Annotated in this window: 17 protein-coding genes and 1 pseudogene; 10 read left to right on the top strand and 8 right to left on the bottom strand. The window is 63.6% G+C overall.

The window, feature by feature from the left end:
* Positions 1-195 precede the first annotated feature (195 nt).
* Positions 196-681 (top strand): protein-export chaperone SecB, encoded by a 486-nt coding sequence (gene secB, locus ABIG06_RS12430; RefSeq protein WP_319338502.1) that lies wholly within the window; start codon positions 196-198, stop codon positions 679-681.
* On the opposite strand, the gene dnaQ is transcribed toward secB, so the two are convergent.
* The 4 genes from dnaQ to ABIG06_RS12450 are packed head-to-tail and all read right to left on the bottom strand — an operon-like array spanning position 672 to position 3,505.
* On the bottom strand, positions 672-1,394 hold the full coding sequence (dnaQ, locus tag ABIG06_RS12435) for a DNA polymerase III subunit epsilon (RefSeq protein ID WP_124162004.1): 723 nt from the start codon (positions 1,392-1,394) through the stop codon (positions 672-674). The genes secB and dnaQ overlap by 10 nt on opposite strands.
* Positions 1,395-1,421: 27 nt before the next feature.
* Complete coding sequence (coaE, locus tag ABIG06_RS12440) at positions 1,422-2,021, bottom strand: dephospho-CoA kinase (RefSeq protein WP_370140830.1); 600 nt, start codon at positions 2,019-2,021, stop codon at positions 1,422-1,424.
* A gap of 20 nt (positions 2,022-2,041) precedes the next feature.
* Complete coding sequence (locus ABIG06_RS12445; RefSeq protein WP_370136817.1) at positions 2,042-2,650, bottom strand: Maf family protein; 609 nt, start codon at positions 2,648-2,650, stop codon at positions 2,042-2,044.
* Between the two features lie 9 nt (positions 2,651-2,659).
* Positions 2,660-3,505, bottom strand: coding sequence for a pyruvate, water dikinase regulatory protein (locus tag ABIG06_RS12450; RefSeq protein ID WP_370136818.1), 846 nt, complete (start codon positions 3,503-3,505; stop codon positions 2,660-2,662).
* A gap of 66 nt (positions 3,506-3,571) precedes the next feature.
* Here ABIG06_RS12450 and ABIG06_RS12455 point away from each other — a divergent pair, with 66 nt between their 5' ends.
* The 8 genes and pseudogenes from ABIG06_RS12455 to ABIG06_RS12490 all read left to right on the top strand — a co-directional run bounded on the left by ABIG06_RS12455 (position 3,572) and on the right by ABIG06_RS12490 (position 12,655).
* Positions 3,572-3,787, top strand: coding sequence for a hypothetical protein (locus ABIG06_RS12455; protein ID WP_370136820.1), 216 nt, complete (start codon positions 3,572-3,574; stop codon positions 3,785-3,787).
* 239 nt (positions 3,788-4,026) lie between these two features.
* Positions 4,027-4,449 carry a protoporphyrinogen oxidase HemJ gene (gene hemJ / locus ABIG06_RS12460; RefSeq protein WP_124162000.1) on the top strand — a complete coding sequence of 141 codons (423 nt, stop codon included), beginning with the start codon at positions 4,027-4,029 and terminating at the stop codon, positions 4,447-4,449.
* A gap of 250 nt (positions 4,450-4,699) precedes the next feature.
* Complete coding sequence (gene rho, locus ABIG06_RS12465; protein WP_061880048.1) at positions 4,700-5,965, top strand: transcription termination factor Rho; 1,266 nt, start codon at positions 4,700-4,702, stop codon at positions 5,963-5,965.
* Between the two features lie 312 nt (positions 5,966-6,277).
* Positions 6,278-7,636 (top strand): tRNA uridine-5-carboxymethylaminomethyl(34) synthesis GTPase MnmE, encoded by a 1,359-nt coding sequence (gene mnmE, locus ABIG06_RS12470; RefSeq protein WP_370136821.1) that lies wholly within the window; start codon positions 6,278-6,280, stop codon positions 7,634-7,636.
* Positions 7,637-8,031: 395 nt separating this feature from the next.
* Positions 8,032-9,913: pseudogene (mnmG, locus tag ABIG06_RS12475) on the top strand (tRNA uridine-5-carboxymethylaminomethyl(34) synthesis enzyme MnmG).
* Positions 9,914-10,051: 138 nt separating this feature from the next.
* On the top strand, positions 10,052-10,693 hold the full coding sequence (gene rsmG / locus ABIG06_RS12480) for a 16S rRNA (guanine(527)-N(7))-methyltransferase RsmG (RefSeq protein ID WP_370140831.1): 642 nt from the start codon (positions 10,052-10,054) through the stop codon (positions 10,691-10,693).
* A 28-nt stretch (positions 10,694-10,721) separates the two neighbouring features.
* Complete coding sequence (locus ABIG06_RS12485) at positions 10,722-11,597, top strand: ParA family protein (RefSeq protein ID WP_370136825.1); 876 nt, start codon at positions 10,722-10,724, stop codon at positions 11,595-11,597.
* A gap of 173 nt (positions 11,598-11,770) precedes the next feature.
* Positions 11,771-12,655: a ParB/RepB/Spo0J family partition protein gene (locus tag ABIG06_RS12490; RefSeq protein ID WP_370136826.1), complete on the top strand. Its 885-nt coding sequence runs from the start codon at positions 11,771-11,773 to the stop codon at positions 12,653-12,655.
* A gap of 272 nt (positions 12,656-12,927) precedes the next feature.
* Here ABIG06_RS12490 and holA read toward each other — a convergent pair whose 3' ends face one another.
* The 3 genes from holA to leuS all read right to left on the bottom strand — a co-directional run bounded on the left by holA (position 12,928) and on the right by leuS (position 17,253).
* Positions 12,928-13,956, bottom strand: coding sequence for a DNA polymerase III subunit delta (gene holA, locus ABIG06_RS12495; RefSeq protein ID WP_370140832.1), 1,029 nt, complete (start codon positions 13,954-13,956; stop codon positions 12,928-12,930).
* Positions 13,957-14,078: 122 nt separating this feature from the next.
* The gene (lptE, locus tag ABIG06_RS12500) at positions 14,079-14,630 is read right to left on the bottom strand and encodes an LPS assembly lipoprotein LptE (protein ID WP_370136828.1); all 552 of its coding nucleotides are present in this window, start codon (positions 14,628-14,630) and stop codon (positions 14,079-14,081) included.
* The gene (gene leuS, locus ABIG06_RS12505) at positions 14,617-17,253 is read right to left on the bottom strand and encodes a leucine--tRNA ligase (protein ID WP_370136829.1); all 2,637 of its coding nucleotides are present in this window, start codon (positions 17,251-17,253) and stop codon (positions 14,617-14,619) included. The genes lptE and leuS overlap by 14 nt, the downstream gene beginning before the upstream one ends.
* 192 nt (positions 17,254-17,445) lie before the next feature.
* Here leuS and ABIG06_RS12510 point away from each other — a divergent pair, with 192 nt between their 5' ends.
* Entirely contained in the window at positions 17,446-18,492 is a 1,047-nt protein-coding gene (locus ABIG06_RS12510; protein WP_199751966.1) for a GGDEF domain-containing protein, read from the top strand.
* Here the strand turns inward: ABIG06_RS12510 and ABIG06_RS12515 are convergent.
* Positions 18,489-20,189 (bottom strand): diguanylate cyclase domain-containing protein, encoded by a 1,701-nt coding sequence (locus ABIG06_RS12515; RefSeq protein ID WP_424578286.1) that lies wholly within the window; start codon positions 20,187-20,189, stop codon positions 18,489-18,491. The genes ABIG06_RS12510 and ABIG06_RS12515 overlap by 4 nt on opposite strands.
* Between the last annotated feature and the right edge of the window lie 9 nt (positions 20,190-20,198).

Raw genomic sequence — 20,198 nt, forward strand, 5'->3', positions numbered from 1 at the left:
AACCCGATCCTGCCCGGAAATGGCGCAGCTTCAATCGTTTAGGGCCCGATTTCGCGAAAAGGGCAGGATCAGGCGCCAAAGCGCGGGCGCGGCCCGAATCCCCGATCCGGGACCGTTCGTCCTTGTGGAACGAGGTGGCCCTATGTTAGCCAACCGCCGCGAAATTCAGCCCCAATCGGGTAAGGAGAGACTTTCATGACCAACGGTAACGGCACCCCTCCCGAGGCGGCCCAGGCTCCCCAGCTCAACGTGCTGGCGCAATATACCAAGGACCTCTCGTTCGAAAATCCCAACGCGCCGAGCTCGCTCCAGCAGCAGGGCCAGCCGCCGCAGATCAATATCCAGATCAATGTCAACGCCAACAATCTCAGCGAACAGGAGTTCGAGGTGACGTTGTCGGTCGAGGGCAAGGCCGAGACTGCAGGCAAGGTGATGTTCTCGTTCGAGCTCGCCTATGCCGGCGTGTTCCGGATCGTCAATGTGCCGAAGGAGAACCTGCACCCGCTGGTCATGATCGAGTGCCCGCGCCTGTTGTTCCCGTTTGCCCGCGAGATCATCGCAACTGCGGTGCGCGACGGCGGGTTCCCGCCCCTGATGCTGGATCCGGTCGACTTCGTCGGTCTGTATCGCCAGAACATGGAGCGGCAAATGGCCGCCCAGGGTCAAGCCGGTCAGGCCTGACCGACTGCCACGGGGGCTGGAGCGGGCAGGTACTCGTTCCAGATCGCCTTGTCGCCGAGTGTCGCGATGAAGGCCCGATGGGCCTCTCGCTCGGCCTCCGAAATCCGCGGCGCGAGCGGCACCAGGCGCTGCCGCCGCGGCGCATCGCCGGCCGCATTGACCCGGATTTCCTGGGTGTCAGAAGCCAGCAACAGCTGCGACTGTCGCGCCCCGACCAGATCGACATAGACCTCAGCCAGCAGCTCGGCGTCCAGCAGCGCGCCGTGCTTGGTGCGGCGTGAATTGTCGATCGCATAGCGCGAGCAGAGATCGTCGAGCCGGTTCGACACGCCGGGATGCTTGCGGCGCGCCAGCAGCAGCGTGTCCACCAGCCGCTCGCGCGGGATCGCGGCGCGCTTGATGCGGTCAAGCTCGGCATTGATGAAGCCGATGTCGAACGAGGCGTTGTGGATCACCAGCGGGGCGTCGCCAATGAACGCCAGAAATTCATCGGCGACCTCGTGGAACAATGGCTTCGTCGCCAGGAATTCGGACGACAATCCGTGCACCGCGAACGCTTCCGCCGGCATGTCCCGTTCAGGGTTGATGTAGACGTGAAAGGTCTGTCCCGTCGGCATGCGGTTCAGGATCTCGACGCAGCCGATTTCGACGAGTCTGTCGCCACGGAGCGGATCGAGGCCGGTCGTTTCGGTGTCGAGGACGATTTCGCGCATGTCTTGAGAGCCGTGTGAGACGGCGAATCAGGCTCGCCGCTGCGGCATCTTAACGACCTCGGCCAGGATGTGCGCGATTTGCGCCCGCACCGGCTCAAGTCCGTGTGACGTATCCACTACGAAATCGGCGCGTTTGCGCTTCTCGGCGTCGGGCATCTGCTTGGCAATGATGGCGTCGAGTTTTGCCTCGTCCATCGTGCCCCGCGCCAGCACCCGCTCGCGCTGCAGTTCCGGGGAGGTCGAGACCACGACCACGGCATCGACCCGCTTCTCGCCACCGGTCTCGAACAGCAACGGGATGTCGAGCACGACGACTGGCGCCTTGGCGGCCTCGGCATCGGCGAAGAATTTCTGCCGGGAGGCGCCCAGCATCGGATGAACGATCTGCTCGAGCTGCTTGATCGCGGCAGGATCGTGCACCACGCGCGCCGACAGTTTTGTGCGGTCGACCTTGCCGTCGATGGTGGTGCCAGGGAAGGCAGCCTCGATCGCGGGGGCTGCCTCGCCTTCATAGAGCTGATGCACGGCGGCATCGGCGTCGTAAACGGGAACGCCAGCCTCCGCGAACAATTTGGCGGTGGTGGATTTGCCCATTCCGATCGAGCCGGTCAGTCCGAGGATCCGCATCAGCACCCAGCCTTTCGCATCTATACCGCAATTAGCTGCTCGCTCCGCAGGTACGCAAGCAGCGGCAGCAGCGGCAGGCCGAGAATCGTGAAATGATCGCCCTCGATGCGCTCGAACAGATGGACGCCGAGGCCCTCGAGCTGATAGGCGCCGACGCTGGTCGTGACGGCATCGCCGGCGGCGTCGAGATAAGCCGAAAGCTCGGCCTCGGTCATCTCTCGCATGGTCATGCGGGCGACCGAGACGTCCTCGAAAACGATCTTGCCGTCACGCGCCACGACCACCGCGGAATTCAGCTCATGGCTCTTGCCGGCGAGATCGCGCAACTGCGCCAACGCCTGCGCGCGACCGGCAGGCTTGTTGAAGAGACGCATCCCGAGAGCCAGTGTCTGATCGGCGCCGATCACGTAGCTTCCTGGACGAGCGGCCGAAACCGCCCTGGCCTTTTCTCGGGCCAACAACAGGGCGATCTCGCGCGGGTTTGATAGTCTTGAGGCGGCTTGAATGCCGCGCTCGTCGATATCAGCCGTCACGGCTTCGAATTCGAGCCCGGCACTGGCCAGCAGCATTTTGCGCGCGCTGCTTTGTGAGGCCAGGACCAGCGGGGATGTGCCGCACCACAGAGCCATGGCGAAAGACTATTCCGACGGCCGGTTGCGTTGGCGATCGCTATACAGCTTCATGATCGCCGCCGCGGTTTCCTCGATCGAGCGGCGCGTGACGTCCAGCAGCGGCCAGTCGTGCTTGGCACTGAGCTTGCGCGCGAACGCGACCTCCTCGGTGACCGACTGCTTGTCGGTATAGGTGTCGCTGCCGCTGCCGGATTCAGCGCCCATGGAGAGCAGGCGATTCTGGCGGATCTGGATCAGGCGTTCGGGCGTCGCGTGCAGGCTGACGACCAGCGGCCGCGTCAGCGTCTCCAGTTGCGAGGGCACCGGAATGCCCGGAACCAGCGGCACGTTGGCGGTGCGGATGCCGCGATTGGCGAGATAGATCGAGGTCGGCGTCTTCGACGTCCGGGATACGCCGACCAGGACCACGTCGGCCTCGTTGAGACCTTCGACGTGCTGACCATCGTCATGAATCATCGTGTAGTTCAACGCGTCGATGCGCTTGAAATATTCCGCATTGAGGACGTGCTGGGCGCCGACGCGGCCGGTGGTCGCTGCTCCCAGATAGGCTTCGAACAGCTGCATCACCGGCCCGATGATCGACAGGCTGGGAACATTGATCTGCTTGCACTTGCCCTCGAGCCTGGTGACCAGATCCTTTTCGAGCAGCGTGAACAGCACGATCCCCGGCGCTTCCTCGATCTCATCGAGCACGCGGTCGAGCTGCTTCTGGCTGCGCACCAGCGGATAGACGTGCTCGACCGGCGTCACGTTGGCGTATTGGGCCGCGACCGCGCGCGCCACGGTGATGAGCGTCTCACCGGTGGAGTCGGAGACCAGATGCAGATGGAAATAATTGTTCGAGGTCGGCACAAAAACTCTTTGTATGAGGGCGGGGCGGTTTGTGGATTTCTGTGGAGCTTAACCCCTTGGAAAGGGATGTGCGACACCAGGGGCGGGACAACGGCCAATTTTCTTCACACCGCTGCCCGTCAGGACAACTCCGCAGCCCTGCGATGGGGCGAGCGGGATTGCGCGGACAATCCTCTTGATAAGCTGCCGACGGACAAGCGCAAGCCTTTGAGTCCGGGCGGCTTATCCGAACGGCTCGCGGTCGCGCAGGATATGTTGATGGATGTGAACAAGCGCGCGTGAAGTGGCGGACGGAATTGTGTGAGTCCAATCCACGGTCACTAAGACTCAAACCTTAAGATTCTAAAAGTTTTAGGTTTAGAAGAGCCGAGCACGCGGATATGTGTGTGCACCCAAATCTATGAATGAATTCTTACCGAACTCGTTCCATCCACTGTTCGGTGAGACAGGGCGCATTCGAGCGATATGGATGCCGGCTCGCGTCTGGAAACACGCAAAGCAAGACAGGGAAGGCTGCCGGCATGTATGAGTGGATCAAGGCGCTGCACGTGATCGCCGTCATCTCCTGGATGGCCGGCATGCTCTATCTGCCGCGGCTGTTCGTTTATCATTGCGAAGCCGAGGTCGGCTCGAAGCAATCGGAAACGTTCAAGATCATGGAACGCCGGCTGCTCAAGGCGATCATCAACCCGGCCATGATCGTGACCTGGCTGGCCGGTCTCTATCTCGCGTGGTCCGGCCATTGGTTCGCGTCGCCCTGGTTGCACGTAAAACTGGCATTGGTCCTGACGATGTCCGCGGTCCACGGCTTTTTTTCCCGTTGGCTGAAGGATTTCGCCGCCGACCGGCGCCCGCGGAGCCAGAAATTCTATCGAATAATCAATGAGGTGCCGACCGTTCTGATGATTTTGATCGTCATCATGGTGATCGTGAAGCCGTTCTAGGCACCGCGCGCCGACGATTAGCTCAGCGCTTCGGCTTGCGGAGCTGGAAGCGATTTTCTATATTGGTGACATCCCACCCAACGCAGGCGGATGTGGTCGTGTCCGGGCTTTCCAGAAGCCGGACACCGCATCAGGTTTGAAGCCTCCCGGCACTCACCTTGCCAGTCCTGCGGACCTTGCCTTCTCACGTCCGCATTTCAGAGCCTCCTCGCACCCCCCTCTTCTCAGGTTACTCCACAGGACCACCCCAATGCGGGAAATTAAACTCCAGGACCTCAAGTCGAAGACCCCGGCTGAGCTCGTCTCGTTCGCGGAAGAGAACGGGGTCGAGAACGCCAGCACGATGCGCAAGCAGGAGCTGCTGTTCGCCATCCTCAAGCAACTCTCGCTCGCCGAGACCGATATCGTCGGTGAGGGCGTCGTCGAAGTGCTCTCCGACGGCTTCGGCTTCCTCCGCTCGCCCGATGCGAATTATCTGCCGGGCCCCGACGACATCTACGTTTCGCCCTCGCAGATCCGCCGCTTTGGCCTGCGCACCGGCGACACCATCGAAGGCCATATCCGCAGCCCGAAAGAGGGCGAGCGCTATTTCGCGTTGCTGAAGGTCAACACGCTCAATTTCGAGGACCCGGAAAAGTCCAAGCACAAGGTCAATTTCGACAACCTGACGCCGCTGTTTCCGAATCAGCGCTTCCGGATGGAAATCGACGATCCGACGCGAAAAGACCTGTCTGCACGTGTGATCGACATCGTTGCGCCGATCGGCAAGGGCCAGCGCGCATTGATCGTCGCGCCGCCGCGCACCGGTAAGACCGTGCTGATGCAGAACATCGCGCATTCGATCACGCACAATCATCCCGAATGCTATCTGATCGTGCTGCTGATCGACGAGCGTCCGGAAGAAGTCACGGACATGCAGCGCTCGGTGAAGGGCGAGGTCGTATCCTCGACCTTCGACGAGCCGGCGGTGCGTCACGTGCAGGTCGCCGAGATGGTGATCGAGAAGGCCAAGCGCCTGGTCGAGCATGGCCGTGACGTCGTGATCCTGCTCGATTCGATCACGCGGCTTGGCCGCGCCTACAACACGGTCGTGCCGTCATCCGGCAAGGTGCTGACCGGCGGTGTCGATGCCAACGCGCTCCAGCGCCCGAAGCGGTTCTTCGGCGCCGCCCGCAACATCGAGGAGGGCGGCTCGCTCACCATCATCGCGACCGCACTGGTCGATACCGGCAGCCGCATGGACGAAGTCATCTTCGAAGAGTTCAAGGGCACCGGTAACTCGGAACTGATCCTGGACCGCAAGGTCTCGGACAAGCGTACCTTCCCCGCAATCGACATCTCGCGCTCCGGCACCCGCAAGGAGGAGCTCATCACCGATCCGCAGGTGCTCAAGAAGATGTACGTGCTCCGCCGGATCCTCAATCCGATGGGCACGATGGACGCGATCGACTTCCTGCTCGACAAGCTGCGCTCGACCAAGAGCAATTCGGAATTCTTCGACTCCATGAACACCTGAGTGCGGTGCAGCAAAGAACCAGAGGGCGCCTTCGGGCGCCCTTTTTTGTGCGGGTTTGCTGCAGCAGAGGTGCAGCATGGGAGGGGCGGCTCGCCACCTCGCGCGCTTTCATCTAGCCTGTTGATATTTCGAAATGATCCTTGAGTTTTGCTCGACCTAGTCTCCGTACGAGGAGGCATTCTTGCAGCAGAAATGCTGTAATTATATTGCACTGCAATATATTCGTCGTTGCGAGATCTGGTGCAGCAAATTCTGCCGCACGCCGGCTGAAACGGATGTTTGCGTTTTCAGTGGGAGCCGGACAAATAGGCCATGCATCCGCAAGACCAGACCATTTTTGCGTTGTCATCCGGCCGGACGCCGAGTGCGATCGCCGTGGTGCGCGTCTCTGGATCGCAAGCCGGACTGGTGCTGACAACGCTTGGAGGCCGGCAGCCGGCGCCGCGACAGGCCAGCCGCCGACTGCTCCGGGACCGCGCGGGCCAGCCGATCGACGACGCGGTGGTACTCTGGTTTCCAGGACCGGCCAGCGCAACCGGCGAGGACATCGCCGAATTTCACGTCCATGGTGGTCGAGCAGTACTGGCGGCGCTCCTCGCCGCTATTTCAGATATTCCGAATACACGCGCGGCTGAGCCCGGCGAGTTCACCCGGCGCGCCTTCGAGAATGGCAAGCTCGACCTCACCGAGGCCGAGGGTCTCGACGACCTCATCCACGCCGACACCGACCGGCAACGACGCCAGGCGTTGCGCCAGTTGCAAGGCCTGCTCGGCGATCGCGCGCGCGACTGGCGCGACCGCATCATCGAGGCGTCCGCGCTGATCGAGGCCGGAATCGACTTCTCCGACGAGGGCGACGTGCCGGCCGAATTGATGGCGCCGGCAGTCAAGGCAATCCAGGCGCTGCATGATGAAATCTCAAAAGTCCTTGCGGCACAGGGACAAGCTGAACGTCTGCGCGACGGCTTGGTGGTTGCGATTGCGGGCGAGCCGAACGTCGGCAAGTCGACGCTGATCAATCAGCTCGCGCGGCGCGAGGTCGCGATCGTCTCGCCTCATGCCGGCACCACGCGCGACGTCATCGAGGTGCAGCTCGATCTCGATGGCTATCCCGTCACTGTCATCGACACTGCGGGCATTCGCGAGACCGATGATCCTGTGGAGCAGGAGGGCGTGCGTCGGGCGCGGGCGCGAGCCGAGGACGCCGATCTGGTTCTGTGGCTGGTGGAGGGCGGGCAGGCTGTCGACCCGGAAGCCGTGCGCTCGCTTCGGAGGTCTGGTAACGGTGCTGCTTCGTCGGGCGGCTCGGTCTGGATCGTTCGCAACAAGATCGATCTTGGCGGGGGCGAGAACGGCATGACGCCGGGCGAGTTCGCGATCTCCGCCAGCCGGGGCGATGGCATTCCGGAACTGGTCGAGGCGCTCGTGACATTCGCGGCCAAGTTCTTCGGAACGACCGAGGGCGCATTGGTAACCCGGGCGCGACATCGCGATTTGCTGCGTCAGGCGTCAGGCAGCTTGCGCCGCAGTCTGGAGCTTGTAGAAGAGGGCGAAGAGCTGGCGGCCGAAGAGCTGCGTGCCGCCGCTTACGCCCTGGGTCGACTGTTGGGGCGAGTGGACGTCGAGGACGTCCTCGGGGCGATCTTTCAGAGATTCTGCATCGGAAAGTAGCGCTAGTTCTTCATTGTAGAACTAGGACTTGTTCCAATCTTTCCTGCGACAGAAGCAACGGATCTCCGCTTGTTTCACGTGAAACACCGATGCTGCTTCTGTGGCTCACCGCGGAATTGATGCCGCTTCGTAAGGTGTGGAAGCTGGGGCTGGAGGTCGATCGTGCTCTCCGTTGGTGCGTCCTACGATCGTTGCTGCACGGGCCCCGCCATTGCTCGTCCCCGGACCCCCATACAGTTTCACGTGAAACAGAAACGCCTACAACGCTCTTTCTACTGTGTATGGGGTTTTTTTCGCAAAAGTAGGATCAGCCTCCGCCTTGTTGTTTCACGTGAAACACTGCCGCCCCGAGTTTCCACTTCCGGCTTTTTTCGCTCTGGGATAGAAGTCCGACTATGCGAACAGAGCGAGAGAGTTTCGACGTCATTGTGATTGGCGGCGGTCACGCCGGCTGTGAGGCCGCGGCCGCTGCTGCGCGGATGGGGGCGTCGACCGTTCTGGTGACGCACCGTTTCGCGACGGTCGGCGCGATGTCCTGCAATCCGGCCATTGGTGGTCTCGGCAAGGGTCATCTCGTCCGAGAGATCGATGCCCTGGATGGCCTGATGGGTCGCGTGGGCGACGCCGGTGGCATCCAGTTTCGTGTTCTCAATCGGCGGAAGGGCCCCGCTGTTCGTGGCCCGCGAGCCCAGGCTGACCGGAAGCTTTATGCGGCTGCCATGCAGACCGCGATCCGGGAGACCGGGGGCCTTTCGGTCATCGAAGGCGAGGCTGACGAGCTGATCGTGGCCGAAGGGCGGGTCACAGGTCTTCGCCTGGCTGATGGCCGGGAGCTGCGCGCAGGTGCGGTTGTGGTTACCACCGGTACATTCCTCCGCGGTCTGATCCATCTCGGTGAGAAGAGTTGGCCCGCCGGCCGTGTCGGCGAGGCTCCTGCGATGGGCCTTTCAAGCTCCTTCGAGCGTGCCGGCCTCACCCTCGGGCGCCTCAAGACCGGCACGCCGCCCCGTCTGGATGGCACCACGATCGACTGGTCCGCCGTCGAGATGCAGCCCGGAGACGAGCCGCCGGAGCCGTTCTCGGTCCTGACCGAGCGGATCACGACCCCGCAGATCCAGTGCGGGATCACCAGGACCACGGCCGCCACCCATGAGGTGATCCGCGCCAATGTCCATCGCTCTCCGATGTACTCCGGCCAGATCAAGAGCTCCGGGCCGCGTTATTGCCCTTCGATCGAGGACAAGATCGTCCGCTTCGGCGACCGCGACGGTCATCAGATCTTTCTGGAGCCGGAAGGGCTCGACGATACGACGGTCTATCCCAATGGCATCTCGACCTCGCTGCCGGAGGAGGTCCAGCTTGCGATCCTCGCCAGCATCCCAGGCCTGGAGCGGGTGAAGATGGTGCGGCCGGGCTACGCGATCGAATACGACCACGTGGATCCTCGTGAGCTCGATCCGACCCTCCAGACCAAGCGCCTGCGCGGGCTGTTCCTGGCCGGGCAGATCAACGGCACCACCGGATACGAAGAAGCCGCAGGGCAGGGCGTCGTGGCCGGGCTGAATGCGGCAGTGTCCGCCAGTGGGGCTGCGCTGACGGTGTTCGATCGGGCGCACGGCTATCTTGGCGTCATGATCGACGACCTCGTCACTCGTGGAATTAGCGAGCCCTATCGGATGTTCACCCTCCAGGGCCGAGTATCGTTTGACGCTGCGGGCCGACAACGCGGACCAGCGCCTGACCGAAAAGGGTATCGCCCTGGGATGTGTCGGCAGTGCCCGTATCAGGCATCACCGCGCCAAGATGGAGGCTCTCAACGCGGCCCGGACACTGTCGAAGTCTCTGACCGTCACTCCGAACGAGGCGAGCAAGCACGGACTGTCCCTGAACCGCGATGGCCAGCGCCGGTCGGCCTTCGAACTAATGGCGTATCCAGAGATTGCCTGGAGCCAGGTTCGTGCGATCTGGCCCGAACTGGCGGCGATCGATCCTGTCATCGTCACCCATCTCGAGATCGACGCGAAGTACGACGTCTATCTGGAGCGCCAAACCGCCGACGTCGAAGCCTTCCGGCGCGACGAGGGGATGGTGCTGTCGGAGGTCAACTACCAGCTGGTCCCCGGTCTCTCCAATGAAGTCCGCGCAAAGCTTGAGAAGGCCCGGCCGTTCACGGTCGGTCAGGCCGGCCGCATCGATGGTATGACGCCGGCAGCACTTGGCATCCTTGCGGCCTATCTCCGCCGCGAGGCGCGGAAGACCTCGAAGGCGATCGCATAGGCGTTTCACGTGAAACAAACCGGGCCGGGCGGCCGCAGATCGTCATCGGGGAAGAGCGCGGAGGGTGAGGGCGCTAGGCGTCGAACCGAACCGCCGGCCAAACCGAGAATCGACAAGTCCAGCGCCAACGACCAGGCGCTGGACGCCATTATCGCAGCTGACAAGATCGCGGCGCTCAGGCTCGCTCCCGTTTCACGTGAAACCGAAGCTCAGCTCGATCGCTACATCGCGCTGCTGCGCGCGTGGCAGGCGAAGACCAATCTGGTCGCACCATCGACTTTGCCGCATCTCTGGACGCGGCACATCGCCGATTCGCTCCAGCTGGTCGATCTCGCGCCGACCGCAAAACGCTGGGCCGACCTCGGCAGCGGCGGCGGCTTCCCCGGTGTCGTCCTGGCCTGCGCCATGGCGGGGACGTCCGGCGCGAGCGTCCACCTTATCGAGCGAATCGCCAAGAAGGCGGCTTTCCTGCGAGAAGCTATTCGCGTCACCGCATCTCCGGGGGTCGTACATCTCGCTGAGATCGGGGATAATGTGGATAGAATCACCGGCCCCGTCGATTGCGTCACCGCGCGCGCATTGGCTCCGCTACATCAACTCATCGGCTTTGCGGAGCCGCTGATGCGCCAGGGCGCAAAGGCGCTGTTTCTGAAGGGTCAAGATGTAGAGGCTGAATTGACCGAAGCCGCTAAATATTGGAATATTCAACCTCAGCTCCACCAAAGCCGCACGGGTGACGGCTGGATCGTGGAGCTGACGTCCGTCGAACGACGCGGGTGAGGCGTTCAGGGGTGAGTGGGGAATTGCGATGAGCGTGATTGACGAACCGCAGCAAGAACAGGCGGCCCAAGGGTCCCCAGGGACCAGTGAGGTCCCGCATGGTCACCCGCGCATTCTGGCGCTGGCGAATCAGAAGGGCGGTGTCGGGAAGACAACCACAGCGATCAATCTCGGAACAGCACTCGCGGCGATCGGCGAGCGCGTTCTGATCGTCGATCTCGATCCCCAGGGCAACGCCTCGACCGGCCTTGGCATCGATCGCCGCAACCGCTCCTGCTCGATCTACGACGTGCTGGTCGGCGAAGCCGCCTTGCGCGAGGCGGTGGTCTCGACCGCGGTGCCGCGGCTGCACATCGCGCCCTCGACCATGGATCTCTCCGGCCTCGAGCTCGAGCTCGGCACCACGCCCGGCCGCGCCTTCAAGCTGCGCGACGCCATCGGCGCGCTCAACAACAACGTCTCCCCGGATGCCGACTACACCTATGTGCTGATCGACTGCCCACCTTCGCTCAACCTGCTCACGGTGAACGCGATGGCGGCCTCCGATGCGATCCTGGTGCCGCTGCAATGCGAGTTCTTCGCGCTCGAAGGTCTGTCGCAATTGCTGCAGACGGTGGAGCAGGTGCGCTCGACGCTCAATCCCAACCTGTCGATCCACGGCATCGTGCTGACCATGTTCGATTCCCGCAACAACCTCTCGAACCAGGTCGTCGCCGACGTCCGCCAGTTCATGGGCGAGAAGGTCTACAAGACCATGATCCCGCGCAACGTGCGCATCTCGGAAGCGCCGTCCTACGGCAAGCCGGTGCTGGTCTACGATCTCAAATGCGTCGGCAGCGAAGCTTACTTGCGCCTCGCCACCGAAGTGATCCAGCGCGAGCGCGAGCTGCGCACGACGCATTGAATCCGATTGAATCCGGGTGAGTCATTCCGGACAATTCGCAGCAGCCGAATTGATCCGGAATCCCGAGATCTGAAATGAACAATGTCGAGATTCTGGGTTCGCGCTTCGCGCGCCCCGGAATGACGGGGACCAAAAGTGCAGGAGCGTTCGAGTTGAATCCAAGGGAGCTGGCGATGGCCGACGAAGCGCGTTCGCGACTGGGCCGAGGTCTTGCGAGTCTGATCGGTGACGTCGGCGGCGAGGCTCAGCATGTCGATCGTCCGCGCGCGCAGCGCAAGGTGCCGATCGAATTCATCAAGGCCAATCCGCGCAATCCGCGCCGCACCTTTTCGGACGCGGAGCTGAGGGAGCTCTCCGACTCCATCAAGCAGCATGGCGTGATCCAGCCGATCGTGGTGCGTCCGGTCAAGGGCGCGCAGGATCGCTACGAGATCATTGCCGGCGAACGGCGCTGGCGCGCCTCGCAAATGGCCGGCCTGCACGAAGTACCGATCGTCCCGGTCGACATCAGCGACAGCGATGCGCTGGAGTTCGCGATCGTCGAGAACGTGCAGCGCGAGGACCTCAACCCGATGGAGGAGGCGCAAGGCTATCACGCGCTCGCCAACGAGTTCAAACGTAGCCAGGAGGACATCGCGAAAGTCGTCGGAAAGAGTCGCAGCCACGTCGCCAACATGATGCGGCTGACGAAGCTGCCGGCCGAGGTGCAGGCTTTCATCGCGACCGGTGAGTTGACGGCCGGCCACGCCCGCGCGCTGATCGGCGTTCCCGATCCGCTCGCCGCCGCCAAGCGCATCGTCGAGGAGGGCCTCAACGTCCGCCAGGCCGAGGCGCTGGCGCACGAGGAAGGCGTGCCGGAGCGCAAGCCGCAGAAGGCGCGCGCCGGCGCGAAGGAAAAGGATCCTGATACGATCGACCTCGAAAAGCGCGTCAGCGACGCGCTGGGTCTCAAGGTGACCGTCAATCATCGCGATCCCGGTGGCTCCGTGCAGATCAACTACCGCAACCTCGATCAGCTCGACGAGGTGATGAAGCGGCTGGCGAAGGGCGCGCTGTAGACAGCCCCTGTCATTCCGGGGCGCGCGTAGCGCGAACCCGGAATTCAGAGAGTGTGGCGCGAGATTTTCAGGCGCGATTACGCGCCGTAGTTCGGCTCTTCGAGCGCCCCGGATGACCCAGGTATTTGGCGCTCACTGACATCCTCCACGTCGTTGCGAGCGCAGCGAAGCAATCCAGAATCTTTCCGCGGAGAGACTCTGGATTGCTTCGTCGCTCACGCTCCTCGCAATGACGTGGAGAGAGTTGCGGCTGCGTGACGTTGGAGCGGAGCCTATCCCCGCCGCTTTGCATTGGCTGCGATCGCCATCAGCGTGCGCTGGGCGATGGCGGCGGCGAGCGTCGATTGCTTGCGGGTGTCGAGCGCGGCGGTTGCGAGCTGCTCGATGATGGCGGCAAGCCGTGCCGGGCTGAAATTGCGCAGCGCGGTTTCGACCGCGGGCTTTCGCGAAAAATGCAGGCGTGGAAAGCCGCCGTCGAGCACGGCGGAGGCCGGCGTACCGTCGGCGATGGCGAGCGCGGATTTGTGCAGCCATGCGGCCTGCCGCTGCGCGGCGGAGAGGATCACGCCGGGATAAGTGCCGGCGATCATGGCCTTTGCGAACTCGGTCTCGACAATGTCGGGCCGTCCGGCAAAGGCCCCGTCGACGATCGGGTCGAGCTTCAGCTCCGATGCATCGGCGACCACGGCCATGACGTCATCCAGCGTCACCTCGCCCTTGCCGTGGGCGTAGAGCGTCAGCTTGCGCAGCTCGTTGCGCGAGGCCTGGCGGTCACCGCCGAGAAATGACATCAGCGCGGCGCGGGCATCCTGCGCGATCCGCAAATTCGCGATGCGGAGCTCGTCCTCCATCAGCCTGGCTAGATCGCGCTCGGTGTCGGGATAGCAGCCGATCGCCACGGCCGTCTTGGCCTTCTCGCAAGCCTTGCGCAGCGGCGATTCCGGGCGTAGCTCGCCAGCCTCGATCACGATGCGGCAATCCTTCACGCTCATCTCGGCGAGCGTGTCGATGCCGCTGGCAAAGCTGCGCGAGCCGGCGCGAACGCGGATGGCGCGGCGGCCGCCGAACAGCGGCACCGTCATGGCTTCGTCGACGAGGCGCGAAGGCTCGGCGGAAAGCTCGTCGCCGTCGAGCTTGACCAGCGAGAACGGATCGTTGGGATCGTCGACGCTGGACGCGATCAGCGCATCGGCGCGCTCGCGCACGAGGCCGGCATCGGGACCGTAGAGCAGGATGATCGGACGGCCCGCATCAGGGCGGGCGAGGAAAGCGTCGATCTCTTTTCCGCGCAGCGCGACCATGGTCCAGATTGTCATTCCGGGGCGCGCGCAGCGCGAACCCGGAGGTTTGGGATCGAGATTCTCAGGTGCGCAATTGCGCACCGCAGTTCGCCCTTTGGGCGCCCCGGAATGACGGGAGCGAACTACGTCCCCGCGGTGAAGAACGAGGCGAGCCGGGTGGAGATGTTCTGGGCGATCTCGTTGGCGGCGCGATCCTCGGCATCGCGCACGGCGCGGGTGCGCGAGAAGCGCTGGTAGGAGCCGGGCATGTCGTAGGACACGCGCGAGAAGGTCGAGCCGGTCATGACCGACTTGCCGGTCGCGACATCGATCAGATTGTACTGGGCGTCGATGCCGAGATTTTCGTTCGTCGGCAGTCCCGTCGTGGGGCTGACGATCAGCGAGGAGCGGCTGGTCGTGAAGCGGATATCCAGCCGGTGGGTCGGCGGCATGCCCGTCGCGGTGCCGTACAGCTTGAAAGCCAGCGCGTTGCGGATTTCGACGCCGACGCGGGCCTCGCGGGACGCATTGGGTTTGTCGATCGGGGGCAGCTCGACGCCCATCAGCTTTTCGCGCAGGCCGGGGGTGCCGTCGGTGCGCTCGGCATACATCGGCTGGAAGCAGCCGGCCGTCAGCGCCGCCAATGCAGCGACTGCCAGCAAGCGGGCTGCGATACGGATCCTAGCCGACAACATTCACGATCCTCTTGGGAACGATGATCACCTTGCGGACGGGCTTGCCGTCCAGGGCCAGCTTTACCGCATCGAGGGCCAAAACGGCAGCCTCGATTTCCGGATTCTGGGCCGCTGTTGCAACTGTGACCTCACCCCGCTTCTTGCCGTTGACCTGGACCACCAGGGTCACGCTGTCTTCGACCAGCAAATCGCGTTCGATTTTGGGCCAATTGGCTTCCGAAACCAGCCCCTTCTGGCCCAGAACCCGCCAGCACTCCTCGGCCAGATGCGGCATCATCGGCGAGAACAGCTGCACGAGGATCTCGCTGGCCTCCCGGATCGCCCAAGCCAGATCTGGCGCCAGGTCGGCTGCGGGCTGGCCGGGGCGCTGGAGCACCTCCGAGAACGTATTGGTGAATTCGCGGATATGGGCGAGGCAGACATTGAAGTGCAGCCGCTCGATACCGGTGGTGACCTTGTCCAGCGCGCCGTGGGCGGCCTTGCGCAAGGTCGTCGCGTCCGGGCCGAAGCTGGCCGGCCGGGCCGCCGGTGCGGCGTTGCCGAGTTCGACGGAATCGTTCACCAGCCGCCACAGCCGCTGCACGAAGCGCGAGGCGCCCTGGACGCGCTCGTCGCTCCAGATCACGTCGCGGTCGGGCGGGGAGTCCGACAGCATGAACCAGCGGGCGACATCGGCGCCGTAGGTCTCGATGATGTCGTCGGGGTCGACCGTGTTTTTCTTCGACTTCGACATCTTCTCGATCGGGCCGATCTGGATGTCCTCGCCGGTGGCGAGCAACGTTGCGCGGCGCCCGTTGCCGCCGACCTCGATCTTCACCTCGGCCGGCTGCACATAGGTGCCGTCGGCCTTCTGATAGGTCTCGTGCACCACCATGCCCTGCGTGAACATGCCGGCGAACGGCTCGTCCAGCGCAACGTGCCCGGTCGCCTTCATCGCGCGGGTGAAGAAGCGGCTGTAGAGCAGATGCAGGATCGCGTGCTCGACGCCACCGATATACTGGTCTACCGGCAGCATCCGGTTGGCGACCGCAGGCGTCGTCGGCGCGTTCTCGTTCCAGGGATCGGTGAAGCGCGCAAAGTACCAGGACGAATCCACGAACGTATCCATGGTGTCGGTTTCGCGGCTAGCCTTGCCCCCGCATTTGGGGCAGGTGACGTGCTTCCAGGTCGGATGATGATCGAGCGCGTTGCCGGGCTTGTCGAATGTGGCGTCGTCCGGCAGCTTCACCGGCAGGTCGGCATCCGGTACCGGCACCACATCGCATTTCGGGCAATGGATGACGGGGATCGGGCAGCCCCAATAGCGCTGGCGCGAAATGCCCCAGTCGCGCAGGCGGAAATTGACCTGACGCTCGCCAACCGGTGCGTTGCCGCGCAGCTCCGTCTCGAGACGCTTCGCCACGTCTTCCTTGGCCTGCTCGATGGTCATGCCATCGAGGAAGCGCGAATTGATCATGCGGCCGTCACCGTCATAGGCGGTGTCGGTGATCACGAAGGTCTTGGGATCCTGGCCTTCCGGGCACACGACGGGCGTGTTGCCGAGATTGTACTTGTTGACGAAGTCGAGGTCGCGCTGATCGTGCGCCGGGCAGCCGAAGATAGCGCCGGTGCCATATTCCATCAGCACGAAGTTCGCGACATAGACCGGCAGCTTCCAGGACGGATCGAACGGGTGCACCGCGCGGATGCCGGTGTCGAAGCCCTGCTTCTCCGCGGTGTCGATGATCTCCTGCGCAGTGCCGATCTTCTTGATCTCCGCGATGAACTCCGCAAGCCTGGGGTTCTTCGCAGCTGCCGCCTGCGCCAGCGGATGATCCGCCGAGATCGCCATGAATTTCGCGCCGAACAGCGTGTCCGGGCGCGTCGTGAAGATCTTCAGCTCGCTCTCGCCGGCCGGCGTCGTCGCCGGATCGAGCGCGAAGCGGATCAAGAGGCCCTCCGAGCGGCCGATCCAGTTGCGCTGCATCAGCCGCACCTTGTCGGGCCAGCGGTCCAGCCCGTCCAGCGCGCTCAAGAGCTCCTGCGAGTACTTCGTGATCTTGAAGACCCACTGGTTCATTTCTCGCTGTTCGACCACAGCGCCCGAGCGCCAGCCGCGGCCGTCGATGACCTGCTCGTTGGCGAGCACGGTCATGTCGACGGGGTCCCAGTTCACCTTGCGCTTCTCGCGCTCGGCGAGACCTTCCCGCAGGAAGTCCAGAAACATCTTCTGCTGGTGCTTGTAATAGGAGGGATCGCAGGTTGCGATCTCGCGGCTCCAGTCCAGCGACAGCCCGATCGAGCGAAGCTGCTTCTTCATCGCGGCGATGTTGTCGTAGGTCCAGGCCTTCGGGGCGACCTTGCGCTCGATCGCGGCGTTCTCGGCCGGCAGGCCGAAGGCATCCCAGCCCATCGGATGCAGCACGTTGAAGCCCTTGGCGCGCATGAAGCGGGCCAGCACGTCGCCCAGTGTGTAATTCCGGACATGCCCGATATGGATGCGCCCGGAAGGGTAGGGGAACATCTCGAGCACGTAATATTTCGGCCGCGGATCGTCGTTCCTGGAGACGAAGATCGCCTGCTCGTCCCAGTGGCGTTGCCAGCGCGGTTCGGCGTCGCGGGCGTTGTAGCGTTCGGAGGTCATGGAATCGTTGGGTTTTCGTGGGTTCGGCCGTCTCAAGACGGCGGACTAGGCCATAGAAGACCTCAGGGGGTCAATGGGTTGCCGCGTTCTGGAACTTTGACTGAGCCTCCGCATAACTACGAGGGCCCGCGTTGGGGTGTGATTAAGGGGTCGATGCCAATTTGCGAGCCGACAAGACCCCCATGGCCCGCGATGGATTCCAGCTTCGACGATCCCGATTACGACTATGCCGCGTCCATCGCCGGACGGGCGATGCGGAGCATGGCCGAACAGCGGATTGCGCCGATGCCGGCCAATTTTGCGGTCTGGTTCCAGTATTTCGCAGGCAGCCATGACGATCTGCGCAACGCGATCGATCTGCTCATCGACCACAATCGTCCCTTCGATGCGCGAACCAATCAGGATCTGTTCGAGACCTACGTCGCGCCCCAGGTGAGTACCGTCGTGGTCGACACCTCCGAGCGGCTCCAGGCGGTCATGGGGGCCGCGAAGGAGTTTCTGGCGACTGCGATCGCCGACAATCATTCGCAGATGCAGGTCATCAGCCAGGTGGCCGACCAGGGCAGGGCCGGCGTCGATCCAAAATTGCTGGTCGCCCAGCTCATGAACGAGCTTGCGCGGGCCGCCACAAGGGCGACGCGGCTGGAGGCAGGCTTTGCGGAAAAGACCCGCGAGCTCGACGTGATCCGCGATTCGCTGTCGAGGTCCGAGCAGCGCGCCCGGACCGATACGCTGACCGGGCTGGCGAACCGCAGGGCGCTCGACGAATTCCTGCGCAAGGCGCAGGCGACTGCGGAATGGGGCGAGCCGCTCAGCGTGCTCTTGCTCGACATCGACCACTTCAAGGCCTTCAACGACAATTTTGGCCATGGCGTCGGCGACCAGGTGCTGCGCCTGATGGCGAAGGTGCTGCGCGAAAAGGTTCGCGAGCAGGATCTGCCGGCCCGCTATGGCGGCGAGGAGCTGATCGCGGTGCTGCCGGACGCGGATCTGGCCGCTTGCGCCGAGATCGCCGAGCGTATCAGGCGCGCGATCGCCGATTGCACGATCACGCGCCGCTCGACCGGCGAGACCCTGCCCGGCATCAGCGTGTCGATCGGTGTGGCGCAATACCGGGTCGGCGAGGCGATCACCGATCTGATCGAGCGCTGCGACCGCGCGCTCTATCTCGCCAAGAGCGGCGGCCGCAATCGCGTGGTCACGGAGTTCGAGCTCGAGCGGTCCGGGGCCGCGGGCTAGGCGCTTGCTACCATCATCATATCCGCGCCGGTCTCGATCGCCTGCACGCCATGCTCGACGACATTGTTGCGGCCGCGGTGCTTGGCGGCGTAGAGCGCGGCGTCGGCGGCTTCGATCAGGTCGCCGGGACGCAAGGACTCGTTCGGCTTTGTCGCGGCGACTCCGATCGAGACCGTAACGATCATGTGGTTCGAGGTGATGTGCGGCAGGCAGAGTTTCAGCACGGCCGCGCGCACCTGTTCGCCGATTTCGGCGGCGCGCATCACGTCGGTATTCGGCAGCAGGAGACAGAATTCCTCGCCGCCATAGCGTGCCGCAAAGCCCATCGTGTCGGCGGCGATGCCGGACAGCGACTCGCCGAGCCGGGTCAGGCAGGTGTCGCCTTCGAGATGGCCATAGGTGTCGTTGAACAGCTTGAAATGGTCGACGTCGATCATCAGAAGCGCGAGGTCGCTGCCATATTGCTGCGCGCGCATCCATTCGAAGTCGAGCCGGCTCTGGAAGCCGCGGCGGTTGGCGAGCCCCGACAGCATGTCGATCGAGGCCATCACCGTCAGCCGGTCGTTGCTCGCAATCAGCTCGCGTTCGCGCTGGCTCAGCTGCGCAGCCATCGCATTGAAGGCGCGGGCCAGCGGAACGAACTCGGCCGGCAGCCGATTGCGCGCCGCGCGGGCCGACAGGTCGCCCTCGCCGAGACGCTTGGCCATGTCGACGAGCATCTCGATCGGCTTGATGACGAGTTTTTCGGCGGCAATCAGCGCGCCGAACAGGACGAACACGACGACGAAAGCGAGCTGGAGATATGCGGTGCGGATATCACGGTTGACCGCCGCGGACACCTTGTCTTCGTCGATGCTGGCGATCAGGCGAGCATTGGTGCCGGCGATGCGGATGTAGCTGACCGCGCGGCGGGAGCCGTCGGCGGCGAGGAAAGACAGTGAACCCTCATCCTGGTCGGAACGCAGCGCCTTGTCGGCGATCGCGGACATCAGCGGCATGTTGTCGAGGGGCCGGCCGACTGCACTGTGCTGATCGGCCGGGGCCGCCAGCACGGTGCCCGCGCTGTCGACCAGCACCGCGGTAATGCCGGCGCGGCCGCCCAGATTGCTCATGACCTTCGACATCCAGTCGAGATTGACGGTGGCGAGCACGACGGCATCGGGTACGCCGCTGAAGGCGGAGACCGGATAAACCGCCATCACCGTCGGCGACAGTACCGGCCGCGACAGGATGAAATCGCTGAGAACGAAGCGGCCGGTTTCCTGCGCCTGCTGGAAGTAGGGCCGGTCACTGAGATCGAGGCCGACATACATGTTGTTGGTGGCGCATTGGATGCGTCCGTCCTGGCCGGCGATCAGCAGCGTGCGGATCCAGGGAAGGCTCGACGGCAGGCTTGCGCGCAGCACGTCGCAGCTCTTGCTGATTCCGCCGGCGGAGGCGCGGATGAAGGCTTCCGATTTCAGGATGGTCTCGACCGACGAGATCACCTCGCGCTGCGCATCGGCACTGTGCCTTGCCACCGTGGTGAACTCGGCCGCAGCCTGCGCGATCTGCCGCACACGCGTGTCTTCGAGCGAGCGGATCCGCTCGAGCATCAACGGCGTCACAAGAATGACCGCAAGCAACGCAAGCCGCGCCCGGATTCCCAGAACCTGCTTGAGTTTCGCTCGTTTGCGGTTGAGACTGACGCTTGCCATCTTCGCTAC

It is taken from the genome of Bradyrhizobium sp. USDA 326 (assembly GCF_049739485.1).
Taxonomy (GTDB): Bacteria; Pseudomonadota; Alphaproteobacteria; order Rhizobiales; family Xanthobacteraceae; genus Bradyrhizobium.